The organism is Desulfosporosinus orientis DSM 765 (assembly GCF_000235605.1).
Classification (GTDB): Bacteria; Bacillota; Desulfitobacteriia; order Desulfitobacteriales; family Desulfitobacteriaceae; genus Desulfosporosinus; species Desulfosporosinus orientis.
Genome location: NC_016584.1, coordinates 3046194 through 3061606 on the forward strand (window position 1 = coordinate 3046194; position 15413 = coordinate 3061606).

The following is a 15413-nucleotide window of genomic DNA, read 5'->3' on the forward strand; positions in this document are numbered from 1 at the left end:
ATAATCATATAGATCCCTATATACAATAGGTCCAACCTTTTGCTAAAAAAAGGAGGTATTTTTTGGCTTGGTCATACTGAATATTCAATATAATTGAAATATTATAATTCCGTTTGAATGGGAGGGTGATAATGTTTAGCAAGCCGTTAACCTTGGGACAGACTTAAGGAAGAAGGAGTTACCAAAGATACCTTTTATCTAAAGTTATAAGAATACTTTTTATCTTATTTATAACGATTGTTCAATATAAAATAAATTTAAGAGGGTGCTAGAGTGAACGTATTTACTGAAAAAAAAGGCAACATCTGCACAGTCATAATAAACCGTCCTGAGGTTAGGAATGCGGTGGATGCCGAGACAGCTGGACAGCTCGCGGAAGCGTTCAGGGTCTTTGATACGGATGATAGTCTGAAGGTGGCAGTTTTATGGGGGGCTGGCGGCAATTTTTGCGCCGGTGCCGATCTTAAGGCTATTTCCAAAGGAAAAATGAACCAGATGGACCCGGACATGTCCAAGGACGGGCCGATGGGACCGACCAGGATGAGGCTTTCCAAGCCTGTTATTGCCGCGGTGTCCGGCTATGCCGTGGCAGGAGGTCTTGAGCTTTCCTGTTGGTGCGACCTGAGAGTTGTAGAGAGGGATGCTGCATTCGGAGTTTTTTGCCGCCGTTTTGGAGTGCCCCTTGTTGACGGGGGTACTCAGCGCCTGCCACGACTTATAGGCTTGAGCCGGGCCATGGATATGATCCTTACAGGACGAACAGTTAATGGCGAGGAAGCCTTTGCCATGGGCTTAGCCAACCGACTTGTGGAACCCGGCACCTCAAGGCAGGAGGCAGAAAATCTGGCCGCTCTGCTGGCGGGGTTTCCCCAAAATTGCCTGCGCAGTGATCGGGAGGCAGTTTACCGCGGTTTTGATATCAATTTTGATGCCGCCTTGAAACTAGAATTTGAAATGGGCTTAAAAGTGGTGCAAAGCGGGGAAACCCTGAAAGGGGCCACCTCTTTTGCCGGCGGGGTGGGTCGTCACGGGCAGGTTTGAAATGACTTAGCGGAGTTTAATGGAAAACTACCGGGATTAACTACCCCTAAAACAGGTGAAGGAGGGATAACATGTCATTCGAATTTGCCCCCACCCAGGAACAGGTTGAAATGCTTAAAATGGTGCGCAAGTTTGTGAAAAAAGAAATTATACCGGTAAGGGCTTACTATGACGAAGAAGAAGAGTTTCCCTGGCCCGTTTTTCAAAAAATGGCCGAAATAGGAGTTTTATGTATGTCCGGTCCCGAAAGTATCAGCGGCTATCCCTGGGATAACCTGACCAGATGCCTGGTGATGGAAGAGCTGGCCAGAGGCTGCGGCGGGATTGCTACCACGCCCATGGCTAACATTCTGGCCTCTGAGCCGATTGAGATTGCCGGCACAGCTGAACAGAAGAAATGGTGGTTTTCGGGTCTGTGCCTGAAGGGGGAGATGGGAGCATACTGCGTAACAGAGCCAGGCGCCGGATCCGATGTAGCCGGACTGTCAAGCTCCGTTAGGAGAGAAGGCAATCACTACGTGTTGAACGGAACTAAGTGCTTTATCAGTAACGGAGGTGTGGCCTCTAAATATGTGGTGCTGGCAAGGTTGAATAAAAGCGCCGGAGCCAAGGGGCTTACATTTTTCCTGGTTGATCGCCACTGGGATGGAGTAAGTCATGGCAAGAAAGAAAAAAAGATGGGCAACAGGGCATCCGACACCAGCGAGGTCATATTCACCGATGTAAAGGTTCCGGAAGAATATCTCCTGGGAGAGGAAGGGGGTGGATTTAAGATTGCCATGAACGCTTTTAACATGTCCCGCCCGGTGATAGGCGCTATGGCGGTAGGTGTAAGCCAGTTTGCTATGGAAACAGCCAGGGATTATGCCAGGGAAAGAAAACAATTCGGAACACCAATAGCCAACATGCAGGCAGTCCAGTTTATGCTGGCGGAGATGGACATGCGCATTGAGGCGGCCAGGCTTCTTTATCAGAAGGCTGCCTGGATGCTTGACAAGGGCCTTGAAGTTGTGAGAAACAGTGCCTTGGCCAAGTGCTTTGGGGCAGACATGGCACAAAGGGTAACCAGTGACGCGGTGCAAATACTGGGGGGATATGGGTATACGCGTGAATACCCTCTCGAAAAAGCTATGCGGGACGCTAAGCTGCTTCAAATTGTTGAAGGAACATCCCAAATTCAAAAAATGATCATTGCCCGGGAAATATTAAAATAAACCAAACCATTTGAAAAGGGGGCGTATTTATGGTTACAAGTATTAACAAGGTAGGTGTCCTAGGGGCCGGACTCATGGGCCATGGTATAGTTCAGCTGGCTGCCCAGGCTGGCTGTGAAGTAGTAATGGTGGATTTGTCGGCGGAAATGCTTTATCGGGGCTTTGAGAAAATAAACAAACTAATGTACAAAGCGGTAAAGCAAGGAAAAATATTGCCTGAGAAGTGTGAAGAGGTACTGAAAAGAATCAAAATCTCCACTGACATGAATGACTTAAAAGACTGCGACGCTGTAATCGAGGCTATTCCAGAAATAATGGAACTAAAAAAAGAGGTGTTCGCCAAGCTGGACAAAATCGTCAAGCCCGGAGCCATACTGGCTACAAACACCTCACAGCTGAGCATTACGGAAATTGCCTCGGCTACCGGCAGGTCCGACCTGGTAATCGGCATGCACTTTTTCTATCCCGCCCAGGTAATGAAGCTGATTGAAATACCTGTGGGGGAACACACATCAGAAAAGTGTATCAATGCAATTGTTGATCTGAGCATGAGAATGGGCAAGGAAACCTGTGTCTGTAAGGATACTCCGGGTTTTATCGTGAACAGACTGCTGGCAGGTCTGATGGTAGAGGCTAGCCGGATTTATGATGAAAAGCTGGCTGATGTGCAAGAAATAGACAAGGCCCTTAAATATGCTCTGGGCCACCCCATGGGGCCTTTCGAGTTATTTGACTTTAGCGGCATTGATACAATGGTCAGGGTGGCGGATGGCCTGAGGGACGCTTTTGGAGACAGGTTTTGTGTGGGTGTTGGCGTCAGGAATAAGGTCAGAGCTGGCGATTTTGGTCAGAAAACCGGCCGGGGCTTCTATGACTACAACAAAAAGTAGTACGGCCTTCTTCTGGCAACAGGGGCAAGCTATAACAGGTTTTAAAAGGGAGGCGTAAGGATAGATGGCGGGAATTGTTGCCTATGGAGCTTATATTCCCTTTAATAGACTTAATCTGAAACATATAGGTGAAATTCACGGCACACCGGCTTTGCGGGGAGAAAAGGCGGTGGCCAATTATGACGAGGATAGCCTTACAATGGCAGCTGCTGCTGCTCATGACTGTGCCTCCGGCCTTGACGCCGGCACCTTCGACAGGATCTATTTTGCTACCACAACTCCACCGCATAGTGAAAAGCAAAGTGCCACCACTCTTGCAGGCACCCTGGATATGAGGAGGGACGCAAGGACCCTGGACATCACAGGGTCTCTACGTTCAGGTTCCAGTGCCATGCTTACCGGTCTTGATGCAGCCGAAAAGGGCGAAAAGGTTATGGTCGCCATAAGCGACAACCGAATGGGCGCGGCTGGAGGTCTGTACGAGATGCTCCTCGGAGACGGCGCGGCCGCCTTTTTGCTGGGCAATGAAGATGTGGTGGCTGAGGTGCTGGGTACACACAGTGTAGGTGTAGACTTTTACGATAACTGGCGCGGTCAGGGGGACCAATTTGTGCGGAGCTGGGAAGATAGATTTTCTCATACCCAGGGATACTCCCGCTTTACCGTGGAGGCCGGACAAGCGGTGATGCAAAAGACCGGACTTAGTCCCCAGGATTTCTCAAGGGTCGTAGTATACGGACTGAAGCCCGGTGACCCTTTGCCGGTGGCAAAAAGAATGGGTTTTAAGCCTGAACAGGTGCAAGACAGCCTTATTGACAGGATAGGAAATACCGGGGCGGCCAGTGCGCCTATGGCCCTGGTTGCAGCGCTGGAGGAATCTCAGCCCGGTGACAATATCCTGTTCTTAACCTATGGTGAAGGCAGCGACGCAATTGTTTTCCAGGTCACCGATGCCATTTCCCAACTCCCCCTCCGCCGTGGAATAAAAGGTTACATTAATAGTAAGAAAAGCGATATTAATTACGGTAAATATTTTCGATGGAAACAGTTGCTGAGTATGGAACCGCAGAGAAGACCTCCTCTGGTTCGACCCTCCCTGCCTGACCGCTACAGAAATCTTAAGAAAATACTGGGCTTTTATGGCAGCAGGTGTACAGCCTGCGGTACTCCCCAGTTTCCGCCGCACAGAGTCTGCGTGCAGTGTCAGTCTATCGACCAAATGGAAGAATACAAGTTCCTGGGTAGAATGGCCAGACTGGCCACATACACCATCGACTATCTGGCTCCCTCCCAGGACCCTCCAACGGTTATGGCCGTGGTGGATTATGAAGGGGGAGGAAGATTTGTCTGCCTTATGACTGACTGCGATGTGAACAGTGTTTCCGTAGGTATGGATTTGGAAATGTCATTTAGAAAACTCTTTGAAGCTGACGGTATAAACACGTACTTTTGGAAAGCCATGCCAAAGAGAGGTGGGGAATAACTATGGCCAGGTCAATTAAGGACAGGGTAGCGGTGATTGGTATGGGCTGCACCAAGTTTGGGGAAAGATGGGACTGCAGCCTGGACGACCTGATTATAGAGGCAATAAATGAGTGCTGCGAAGACTCCGGGATAAACCTTGAAAACATAGACGCCTTCTGGTTTGGGACATTTTCGTCAAGCACCATTGGGGCGCTGCCGTTTTCCATGTGCATGAAGACCCAGTACAAGCCAGTCACCCGGGTGGAAAACATGTGCGCCACCGGGACAGATGCCTTTAGAAACGCCTGCTATGCAGTGGCGTCCGGTGTATATGATGTGGTAATGGCCATCGGGGCTGAAAAATTAAAGGACAGTGGTTATAGCGGTCTGGAGACTCCCATGGCGCACTCTGACCGGACCACTCCGGAGCCCACTGCTCCCGCAAGGTTTGCACTGCTGGCACCGGCTTACGCCAATAAGTATAACCTTGAAATGAAACAACTTAAAAATGTAATGGCTAGAATTGCTTGGAAGAACCACCATAACGGAGCACTGAACCCAAAAGCTCAGTACCGCAAGGAAGTTCCCATGGAGGCAATTCTCAAGTCCCCCACAGTAGCCTATCCCCTAGGTATCATGGACTGCTCCGGAGTCGCTGACGGAGCGGCATGCGCCATTATCTGCAGGACTGAGGACGTACACAAATACACCAAAAAGCCCATGTACGTAAAGGGTATATCCATAGCGGCAGGACCCGGGTTCGGTGATCGCCACCAGAACTATGACTACACCGGAGTGTGGGAAACCCGTCATGCGGCACAGGCCGCCTTTAAAGAGGCGGGAATAATAAATCCCCGGAAAGAGATCAGCCTGGCCGAGGTGCATGATTGCTTTACCATAACTGAGCTGGTTATATATGAAGATCTCATGTTAAGCGAGCCAGGTGGAGGGTGGAAAGATGTCGAAAGCGGTTATTTTGACATAAGAGGAGCTTTGCCCGTAAACCCGGATGGAGGCCTGAAGTCCTTCGGGCACCCCATCGGAGCAACAGGACTGCGCATGTTGTACGAGTGTTATTTGCAATTTTCCGGCCGGGCCGGAGATCGCCAGATTGAAAATCCAAGACTGGCGCTTACTCATAACCTGGGAGGCCAGCCTGCAGGCTGCGTGGTTTCAGTTTGTATAACCGGTAAGGATTTGGGATGAATCAGCAAATCAGGATAGAGACAAGAGATTATTTTATCAGGTAAGCACGGAACTGATTAATAATTTAACAGGAGGTTGATTAAATGGTAAAGCCCTCCATGGAATTTATCCGCCCGACATCTGGTTATTCAAACAATCTGGTCAGCAGCATGAAGATGAACCTGGCTAAAAACCCGGACATGAAGGCCATTATCTGTGAAGACCGTTGGGAAACCTGGGCACAAATGTGGGAAAGGAGCAATCGTCTGGGTAACGGTATGTATGGGCTAGGGTTGAAAAAAGGTGACAGGGTGGCCCTATTACTAAAAAATTGCTTTGAATTCCCAGAGACATTTGTCGCCACAACCAAAAGCGGGTTTGTTATGAGTCCCGTCAATTTCCACCTGAAAGCAAGTGAGGTAGCCTACCAGTTGAATGACTGCGGGGCCTCGGCTGTGGTTGCCAATCCCGAATTCATTGACTTGTTAAAATCCATAGGGGACCAAGTTCCCAGCCTTAAACATATTATCGTTACCGGAGATTATCCTTCATCAGGGGTTATCTCCTATGAGCGACTGATCGCTGTAGCGAACCCGGGGGAGTTAGATATAGAAATATCTCCTAATGATTTACACATGATACTATATACATCGGGAACCACCGGTAGGCCCAAAGGGGCTGTAAGGGGCTATTCAGAAGACTACCACACCGGCATGACCGTATGCGTGGAGTGGAGGATACGGAATGGTGACGTTCAGCTGGCTGTTGCGCCCCTGTATCATGCCGGTCCCTGCGCCTGGTACAGCGCCACCCTGGTTTCCGGGGGAACCCTGGTGGTGGTTCCGGAATTCCTTCCCGATAAGGTACTAAAAGCAATTGAAAAGCACGGGGTCAACTGGATGATGATGGTTCCGGTTATGTACGACAGAATGTTTAGCCTGCCGGAAGATGTTCTCGGCAAACATGATATAAGTTCCCTGCGAGCGGTTATATCCGGGGGCGCCCCCCTGCACACACCTACAAAGTTAAAAATCAAAAAATATTTTCCAAAGGCAGAATTAAATGAGTTTTATGGCAGCACTGAACTGGGAGTATCAACAACCCTGCGGGACGAAGACCAGTTGAGGAAAGAGCGGTCTGTGGGACGACCCCTGCAAGACCTGGAAATAAAGTTGGTTGGAATGGAAGGCAAGGAGGTCCTCAGGGGAGAGGTGGGCCTTTTATATTCCAGAGGCCTGGGGGGATTTCGAGGGTACTGGAACAATGAGCAGGCGACTAATGAGGCATTTCTAGACAATGAGTGGGCCACCGTCGGCGACCTGGCCCGCCAGGACGAGGATGGGTACTATTATATAGTGGACAGGGCTAAAGATATGATTATAACCGGCGGGGTAAATGTTTACCCGGTGGAAGTTGAAGAAGTGCTGCATTCCATGGACAGGATACTGGACGTGGCAGTAATAGGGGTGCCCGACGAAAACTGGGGAGAATCGGTCAAGGCTATGGTTATTCCTAAACCTGGTGCAGATATAACCGAGGTAGAAATTATTAATTTCTGCAGGGACAGGATGGCAGGGTTTAAGGTTCCCAAATCTGTGGACCTTGTAGAGGCTATACCCAGACTGGCGACCGGGAAGATATTGAAGAGGGAGTTAAGAAAAAAGTATTGGAAAGAGGATTCGATACAAGTTTACTAGTAATGTTAACTTTCTTACGGTGATACCTTTCTCCATAAATGCATGAGTTATTATGTTCAGAATAATGTAGTAACTAGAGTAACATCACACCAAAGGGGCAAAAAACGCAAATCCCCCTTATCTATAACAGAGTTAGATAATGAGCGCATCGCGAAGTTAGATGAGGAGATTGAGAAACTCATCAAATAAGAACGGGCGCTCTTTTTAGTTGAAGAAAAGAGTTTCGCTGATCACAATTTACTGAAAGCTGAACATGAGGAATTAGTTAAGAATTTGAGGTCGGCAAAGCCTAATGATTCACAAATGAAACATTGGGCTCTAAAATGACCCCTATATGTAGAATGAAAAAATCTTTTTTCCATACACACTTCCTCATCAAGAAGCATTATTAGCCAATCAACGTTGATATTGCACATTTTATTGGCTGATTCTTAATTGGCACGACATTTGCATATGTGTTAATAATTAACAACAAGCAGAATGAAACTTGGATTTTGAAAAGGATTATTGATCAGGAAACAATGCAGCCTTGCTCTGTTAAGCGAACATGTCAGGGCAGGGCACATGTTAACTTGACATGATTGCGAGTATAGACGTTGTAGATTAACGACGAAAGGGGCCTTGAAAATGGAGGACTACAAAGGTAAAGTTGCTGTAATTACGGGTGGAGCAAGTGGTATTGGTTTCGGTATCGCGTTAGCTTTGGGCCAAAAGGGTTGTAATATCGTGATTACTGATATTAATGTGAAAGCAGGCAAAGCAGCTGAAATCAAATTAAATGAAGAAGGTATCAAGGCATCATTCATCGAGCACGACATATCAAATGAAAATAGTTGGGATACAGCCATTGAGATGATTAAATTAAAGTTTAGCGAAGTTCATTATTTATTTAACAATGCCGGAATCGTTAATCGTGCCGTTCCACTTAATAAAATGATAATCAAAGACTGGCAATGGGTACTAGGTGTTAATCTGTGGGGGCCGTTGTTTGGGTTGCGAAAATTTACGGAGCTTATGGATGGACAAGCAGTTCAGGGCCGGATCATCACGACTGCTTCAACAGCTGCCGTAGCACCTTTCTCAAAATGGGCAGCGTATTCGGTAAGTAAAGCTGCCGTAGTGCGTTTGGTCGAAAATTATCAAGCGGAGGCCAACTTGTATAAAAAGGACAAAGTGAAGTATTCAGTTGTGATGCCGGGAGTGGTTGAAACAAATATCTTTAACAGCGAATTGAATCGTCCATCAGAATATGCGAACTCTGATGTTCCGCCTAAGGAAATTATAGCGAAGGGGGCTGGCACAGCGGAAGGAGATACGGCTGGGAAAATCTCGGTAGAGAAGGCAGTTGAAAGAATACTGAAGCAGATTGATTATGGATACACGTATATTTACACACACCGTGATTTGACCGCAATGCTGATTATTGAGCAAGCCAGTGCAATGCTTCTGAACAAAGCTCCAGTTGATCAGTTGGTAGTCGATTATGCATATTACGCAAAAAAAATGCAACGCTAATAATAGTCTGTATTTTAGTGGAGGGTATATATCTGGCAGCTAAAACACTGGGTATTACACGTAACGTACTTTATGAAAAATTGAAGAATATAATATTTCTAAATCAATACAAATAATTGGTAGTTAAAAAATAGAAAGAGATTCCGGGACTGGGAGCCAAATCGATGTGAAATAAGACGGTACTTTTTAGGGGCAGATGGCCGAAACAGCCAGACTGCCCTAACGTTTGAATTATGCGGTAACGGTTTTACTTGTCAATCCTACAGATACTAAAGCAGATTTCCGTCTAGGAGTGGATTCTGCCCCAAACCTACCACCTGCCCGGTCCTTTTTTAGTTATATCCACCATAGCCGCTTGGCGCCAGCAAAGGTTTCTTTAAGAAACCAGATTAAAGCTATAAATTAAATTTTTAAAATATTGACACAATTTATTATATTAAGATACAATAAAAACGAACGAGTTCGGTTTTAATCGTTATAGTTTTTTATAACTTCTTATTACATACGAACTATTAAATTCCACCTTAGGTACCAAGAATCGCATTAAGCAGGAAGCTGTGTTAAATTAGTTGTTCGCATGTATTGCAGTTTGTGATATGTTTGGACGACTAAATGTTTAATATCTGTATTTTATATTGGCCCATTTATTGCGTGGTCTATAAATGAGAGGTATTAATAAATGTATAATGAAATAAAAAAGAACAGCTTAATCAATTACTCAATGCCAGTTACTGATGTGATGAATACCTATTTTAAGCCGCTTCGCCGCGATGATACTCTGCGTACGGCCTTCCAGTACTTTAAAGAAACAAAACTGGATACTCTACCGGTGGTCGATGAACAAGGCCGCCTAATTGGAGTTTGTCCCAAGAGACGTTTGTATAAAGCGCTTCTGAAGGGAAGCAGCCTGGAACAAACCTGCGCGCCCTTTATAGTCGAATCACCCAAATTCTTTAGTTCAGATCTTACTTATGACAAAGTATCCTTCGACGGCAGGATCGGCACAGTTCCGGTTGTTGACCACGACGGTAAGGTCGTAGGGATGATTGGACTTAAAGAGTTTCTGTATCAAAGCCTAAATCAGGTATCATTTTCCTATGCTTCTCTGGATTCTATACTTCGTGCTATTTATGAAGGCATGATCGTAGTTGACAACAATGGGAATATACTGAAAATTAATCCCTCGGCAGAAAATATGTTTGGAATTAAGGCCGAGGACGTCATTGGCTCAAGCCTGATGGAAGTACTGCCGGAACTCCCTTTCTCAAGCCAGTTTACTCAAGGGGTCAAAACGATTGTCTGCTGCATACCAGTTCTTATCAACCAGGTACCTATATTCCAGGACGGTGTTCAGATTGGCATCAACATTGCTATTTTGGACATGTCTGATCTTGAAAGAATAGCCGCCGAACTGGAGAGTGTCAAGGAGCTTCAATCTACTCTTAGCGGATTATTAAGCGCATTGTCGGATGGTGTTTTTGTATTGGATTATGCAGGGTGTATAAAATATATAAATGATGCCGCCAGTCATCTGGTCCATGAAAACCCGGATAAGATCATCGGTAAACCGCTTGTAGAATTCCTGAATTGCAGCGATCCTGTTCAGGTACGTCAGACTGGCATAGCCGAAGTTGATGTGTGCAAGATAGACGGAAAAAACTGTATGGTATCACACGTTCCAATTTCTGCTAATGATGACAGCGATAAAATCGTTGGGGTAATTAGTATTGTGTACCTTGACGACAATAAACTTACCGAAACAATTGCCCGCAAATGGTTTTCACTTCGGCAGCAGGTGCAATACTACAGGGATGAATTTGAAAAATGGGGCATCGAAAACAGTAGCTTTGAGCAGATTATAAGCCAAAACCTGGAATTTATGACTAAAAAGGTCGAAGCCCTCAGGATAGCTCGAAGCAGTTCTACTGTGCTTTTAACCGGGGAAAGCGGGGTCGGCAAGGATATGTTTGCCCGGGCTATACATTCGGCCAGCCTTCAGCGTGCCAAACACGCCTTCGTAAAAGTGAACTGTGCAGCTATTCCTGAGACCTTGTTCGAATCAGAAATGTTCGGTTATGCTCCGGGTTCGTTCACCGGTGCTTACGCAGGAGGCAAAATTGGTTATTTTGAGATGGCCAATGAAGGTACTATCTTTTTAGATGAGGTTGGGGAAATGCCCCTATCCATACAGGTAAAGCTGCTGCAGGTAATCCAGGACAAAAAATACACGAGAGTTGGAGAAACCAGTCCCCGAGATGTTGATGTTCGGATCATCGCTGCCACCAACCGGGATCTGCGTAATGCCATCAACAAAGGATTGTTCCGGGAGGATCTGTTCTATCGGCTTAATGTGATAGAAATGGCTCTTCCTCCCCTGCGTTCCCGCTCCGAAGATATTATCCCTTTGGCCAATATGTTTATCAAGAAATACAATGGGATTTTAGGTTCAAGTGTAACCGGCTTAAGCTCCACAGTTGAAGAAGCGCTGGTTAGATATCCCTGGCCCGGTAATATTAGAGAGCTGGAAAACGCTATTGAGCGTGCCGTTAATTTTGCCTGGGAAGGCGAGATCAGGGTTGAACACCTCCCCCGCGATATTCTTAATCCTGTGCAGGATATCTATGTTCCAAACTCTTACGTAACTGTACTCAATGATTTAGGAAAAGACATAATTCTTGATGCGCTGAAAAAAACTGACGGAAATAAAAGCGCTGCAGCCAGGCTTCTAAAAATGAGCCGTTCCGCTTTTTACGAAAAATTGGCTAAATACGGAATTTAACGAGGTAAAAAAGGAGAATACTATGGCGGTTAACGAGAAACTGGCATATATAGCAAGAGCCCAACTGCCCGTTAAAGAATTGATGAATAGAAGCTTTCAGGTTATCCGGCCTGAGGACAACCTGCGTAAGGTGTTAGAAATATGCCTGGAGACAAAATTAGACACGCTTCCGGTAGTTGATGAAAACGACCGCATGATAGGAGTCTTACCAAAAGGCAGATTGTACGATGCACTTTTAGAAAGCCAAGGGCTGGATGAGCCCTGTGCATCATATGTTATATACTACCCTATTGAGCACTCTATGGAAAACGCCTATATAAACCAGGCAGCAATGATAGAAAGGAGTTACAAAAGGCGTGCGGGCAACGTTCCGGTCCTGAATTCAGGCGGAAAAGTTGTTGGCATTATCGGTAAGGTGGAATACCTTCGCGAAACGCTGGCTCTCACCATAGAATCCTATGTTCTTCTTGAATCAGTTTTTCAAACGATCTACGAGGGTATGATTGTTGTGGATAATGAGGGGACTATATCGAGAATTAACCAGTCAGCTCAGAAAATGTTTTGTCTTCAGGAAGACAAAGCATTAAACACTAAAATCCAGGATTTGATTCCAGAAGTTGAGTTTATTCCCGGTTTTAACTTGGGAGTAAAGCGGACTATCAGATCCGTTCCGGTTATTATGAACCAGGTCCCTATACAAGAAGAAGGAAAGCAGATTGGCTATAATTTGGCATTTCTTGATTTATCTAATATAGAAGACATTGCCCAGGAATTGGAAATCGTTAAAGAGTTGAAAAACACAGTAACCGGAGTTCTTCGTGCTTCCTCTGATGGGGTGTTCATCAGCGGCCGAAATGGAGTGATAATTTACGTTAATGAAAAAGCCTGCAATCTGTTGGGTGTCTCATCAGACAAGTTAATAGGGCTTTCCCTGGCTAGCGTTTTCCACAACGATCTGCCTTTGCAAGCTGCTAGAACAGGTATAGCTGAAGTAGATATATGCAGGTTCGATGGGAAAAATTGCCTTATTCATCATCTCCCTGTGAAGGATAAGGAGGATGAGTTCGGGCCGGTCAGAATATTTACCACTATCTATTTGGCCGACAAAAAGTTAACTGAAGATATAGCCCGCACGTGGCTTTCATTAAGACAGCAGGTTCAATATTATCGCGAGGCTCTGTTGAAGAAGGGGATGGAAAAAAGCGGATTCGAATCGATTGTTTCTAACAATCCTGAAGTTATTAAAATAACTTTAGAAGCACAACAAATAGCGCGCAGTAGTTCCACAGTCCTCTTAGTTGGCGAAAGTGGGGTTGGTAAAGATCTATTTGCCCGGGCTATTCATTTAGCAAGCCCTCGCGCAGATCAAATCTTTGTCAAAATAAATTGTGCAGCCATTCCCGAAACACTTTTGGAGTCAGAGCTATTTGGTTATGCTCCCGGCTCCTTTACCGGAGCTTCCAAAAAAGGCAAACCAGGATATTTTGAACAGGCTGATCTAGGAACTATATTTCTGGACGAAATTGGAGAGATGCCGTTATCTATTCAGGTTAAAATCCTGCAGGTGATTCAGGAGAAGCAGTTTATGCGGATAGGGGGTACAACTCAACAGAAGGTCGACGTACGAATAATTGCTGCTACAAACCGGGATTTAAAAGAAGCTATTGCCAAAGGAACCTTCAGAGAGGATCTCTATTATCGTCTCAATGTCATTGAGTTTACTCTGCCACCATTGCGCTCGCGCCCAGAGGATATTCTGCCTCTGGCTGAGTTCTTTGTTCAGAAGAACAACCGGACTCTTGGAACCAGTATAATCGGCATAGATAGAGCATCCCAGGCTGCCCTGACCAATTATTCCTGGCCCGGGAACATCCGGGAACTGGAAAATGCAATTGAAAGAGCCGCTAATTATGCATGGGAAGGGGAGATAGGGGTGGAACATCTGCCTCCCCATATTCTCCAGAATGAGAATATACAAATAGTTCAAGAACCTTCTTCTTTTAGAACATCCCTTGATAATACAGACAAAAACATAATTATAGATGCATTAAAAAAAGCCGAAGGGAACAAGAGTGCAGCAGCCAAAATTCTGAAAATAAGCCGTTCTTCCTTTTATAGAAGAATGGCTAAATACAATCTGTGTTAAAGAACACGCATTCAACAATAAATTAAGTAGTAGGGGGTGGTTAGCCCCCTACTTTACTTATAATTGGGTACTTAAAAATACCTAAGCAATCATGTAATCCAATTGTTATTCTAATCATTAAATTACTCCCTGCTGCTGAAGGTCTGCTATTTGCTCCTTGGTGTAGCCGAGACTTTTCAATATGAGTAGAGTATGTTGACCATAGCCTGGAAATTCAAGTTTAACTTTACCTGGGGTATCACTTAACTTTACAGGTATGCCTGGTAAAAGAACGGTTTTCTCATTTATTTCAACTTCAACGAGCATATTTCTAGCTTGAATTTGGGGATGAGATAGCAAATCATTCATATCCTGTACCGGGGTAAAGCAAATATCGCTGGCTGCAAAGAAATTAACCCATTCAGCTTGACTTTTCTGTACAAACATCGAAGTTAGATTGGTTATTATTTCACCCTGCCGACAGGGATCGAATTGTAGGGGTATATATTCAGGCTTAGCTATTTTTGTACAAAACTCTGTCCAGAATTTTTTTTCTACAGCCCCAAGGCTAACATATTTGCCATCCGCAGTTGGATAAATATTATAAAATGCATAACCCCCATTTAAATGATCGCTGCCGCGGGCAGGAAGTTTACCGGTAACTGAGAAATCCGCTAGGGGCATAGCTAACCAACTCAGCGCTCCATCCAACATGGCTACATCACAATACTGGCCTTTCCCGGTTATTTCCCGTGCTCTTAAGGCCAACAAAATCGCTACAATACTCCACAGGCTGCCCCCAATATCGGCTATTGGGATCCCGGCAAGGGGAGGCCTTTCGTCTTTATGACCAATCCGGTCACTTATCCCCGCCAAATTCAGGTAATTAAGGTCATGCCCTGCTGCATCCCGATAAGGCCCGCTTTGTCCATAACCGGTTATAGCACAATAGATAAGCCTGGGATTAATCCGTTTTAGTTCATCGTAACCAAGGCCAAGTTTTTCCATTACCCCTGGGCGGAAACCCTCCAGCAAGACATCACTTTGGTTGATCAATTGTCGGAATATTTCTTTGCCCGGTTCTTCTTTCAAGTTGAGTTTCACACTCTTTTTATTTCGGTTAACTGCATAGAATCTAGCACTGCTTTCGCCCAATACAGGAGGGTACCAGCGAGTGTAATCCCCTAATTTGGTATCTTCAATTTTTATAATCTCAGCTCCAAAGTCGGCTAATACCTGGGAACAGAAGGGACCTGGCAATAGTCTGGTTAAATCTAATACCTTAACCCCCGTTAACGGTGTCGTTTTTGATTCCATAGCCTATCCTCCTTTAAACGTAACATTCAAATGTTTAGTTAACTTTAATTACACAGCATCCCACTGGGGCAAACCTCCACAAAGGCTTCCCACTGTAACTCAATTTTGAAGACGCGTCACAATAAATTGAGTAGCAGGAGTGGCTAGCTCCCTACTACTCACAGTACTGTACTTCAAAAATACCTA

General features: G+C 45.4%; 11 protein-coding genes. 10 read left to right on the top strand and 1 reads right to left on the bottom strand.

Annotation, left to right across the window (positions count from 1 at the left end):
• Positions 1-273: 273 nt before the first annotated feature.
• The 10 genes from DESOR_RS14260 (at position 274) to DESOR_RS14300 (ending at position 13931) form a co-directional block, all read left to right on the top strand.
• Positions 274-1041 (top strand): crotonase/enoyl-CoA hydratase family protein, encoded by a 768-nt coding sequence (locus DESOR_RS14260; protein ID WP_014185292.1) that lies wholly within the window; start codon positions 274-276, stop codon positions 1039-1041.
• Positions 1042-1112: 71 nt separating this feature from the next.
• Positions 1113-2255 (top strand): acyl-CoA dehydrogenase family protein, encoded by a 1143-nt coding sequence (locus DESOR_RS14265; RefSeq protein ID WP_014185293.1) that lies wholly within the window; start codon positions 1113-1115, stop codon positions 2253-2255.
• A gap of 29 nt (positions 2256-2284) precedes the next feature.
• On the top strand, positions 2285-3145 hold the full coding sequence (locus tag DESOR_RS14270; RefSeq protein WP_014185294.1) for a 3-hydroxyacyl-CoA dehydrogenase family protein: 861 nt from the start codon (positions 2285-2287) through the stop codon (positions 3143-3145).
• A 64-nt stretch (positions 3146-3209) separates the two neighbouring features.
• Positions 3210-4628, top strand: a complete 1419-nt coding sequence (locus tag DESOR_RS14275; RefSeq protein ID WP_014185295.1) for a 3-oxoacyl-[acyl-carrier-protein] synthase III C-terminal domain-containing protein — start codon at positions 3210-3212, stop codon at positions 4626-4628.
• 2 nt (positions 4629-4630) lie between these two features.
• Positions 4631-5815, top strand: a complete 1185-nt coding sequence (locus tag DESOR_RS14280; RefSeq protein WP_014185296.1) for an acetyl-CoA acetyltransferase — start codon at positions 4631-4633, stop codon at positions 5813-5815.
• 83 nt (positions 5816-5898) lie between these two features.
• On the top strand, positions 5899-7491 hold the full coding sequence (locus tag DESOR_RS14285) for a class I adenylate-forming enzyme family protein (RefSeq protein WP_014185297.1): 1593 nt from the start codon (positions 5899-5901) through the stop codon (positions 7489-7491).
• 627 nt (positions 7492-8118) lie between these two features.
• Positions 8119-9006, top strand: coding sequence for an SDR family NAD(P)-dependent oxidoreductase (locus DESOR_RS14290; RefSeq protein ID WP_014185298.1), 888 nt, complete (start codon positions 8119-8121; stop codon positions 9004-9006).
• 17 nt (positions 9007-9023) lie between these two features.
• Positions 9024-9122, top strand: coding sequence for a helix-turn-helix domain-containing protein (locus DESOR_RS31015; protein WP_158309039.1), 99 nt, complete (start codon positions 9024-9026; stop codon positions 9120-9122).
• Positions 9123-9685: 563 nt separating this feature from the next.
• Positions 9686-11785 carry a sigma-54-dependent Fis family transcriptional regulator gene (locus DESOR_RS14295; RefSeq protein WP_014185299.1) on the top strand — a complete coding sequence of 700 codons (2100 nt, stop codon included), beginning with the start codon at positions 9686-9688 and terminating at the stop codon, positions 11783-11785.
• 22 nt (positions 11786-11807) lie between these two features.
• Positions 11808-13931, top strand: a complete 2124-nt coding sequence (locus tag DESOR_RS14300) for a sigma-54-dependent Fis family transcriptional regulator (RefSeq protein ID WP_014185300.1) — start codon at positions 11808-11810, stop codon at positions 13929-13931.
• Between the two features lie 117 nt (positions 13932-14048).
• Here DESOR_RS14300 and DESOR_RS14305 read toward each other — a convergent pair whose 3' ends face one another.
• Positions 14049-15227 (bottom strand): CaiB/BaiF CoA transferase family protein, encoded by a 1179-nt coding sequence (locus tag DESOR_RS14305; RefSeq protein ID WP_014185301.1) that lies wholly within the window; start codon positions 15225-15227, stop codon positions 14049-14051.
• Between the last annotated feature and the right edge of the window lie 186 nt (positions 15228-15413).

Excerpts from the sequence above, each read along its gene's own strand:
- DESOR_RS14305 (WP_014185301.1), bottom strand. The coding sequence starts at position 15,227 with ATGGAATCAAAAACGACACCGTTAACGGGGGTTAAGGTATTAGATTTA.
- DESOR_RS14290 (WP_014185298.1), top strand. The coding sequence starts at position 8,119 with ATGGAGGACTACAAAGGTAAAGTTGCTGTAATTACGGGTGGAGCAAGT.
- DESOR_RS14300 (WP_014185300.1), top strand. The coding sequence starts at position 11,808 with ATGGCGGTTAACGAGAAACTGGCATATATAGCAAGAGCCCAACTGCCC.
- DESOR_RS14265 (WP_014185293.1), top strand. The coding sequence starts at position 1,113 with ATGTCATTCGAATTTGCCCCCACCCAGGAACAGGTTGAAATGCTTAAA.
- DESOR_RS14295 (WP_014185299.1), top strand. The coding sequence starts at position 9,686 with ATGTATAATGAAATAAAAAAGAACAGCTTAATCAATTACTCAATGCCA.
- DESOR_RS14270 (WP_014185294.1), top strand. The coding sequence starts at position 2,285 with ATGGTTACAAGTATTAACAAGGTAGGTGTCCTAGGGGCCGGACTCATG.
- DESOR_RS14280 (WP_014185296.1), top strand. The coding sequence starts at position 4,631 with ATGGCCAGGTCAATTAAGGACAGGGTAGCGGTGATTGGTATGGGCTGC.
- DESOR_RS14285 (WP_014185297.1), top strand. The coding sequence starts at position 5,899 with ATGGTAAAGCCCTCCATGGAATTTATCCGCCCGACATCTGGTTATTCA.
- DESOR_RS14275 (WP_014185295.1), top strand. The coding sequence starts at position 3,210 with ATGGCGGGAATTGTTGCCTATGGAGCTTATATTCCCTTTAATAGACTT.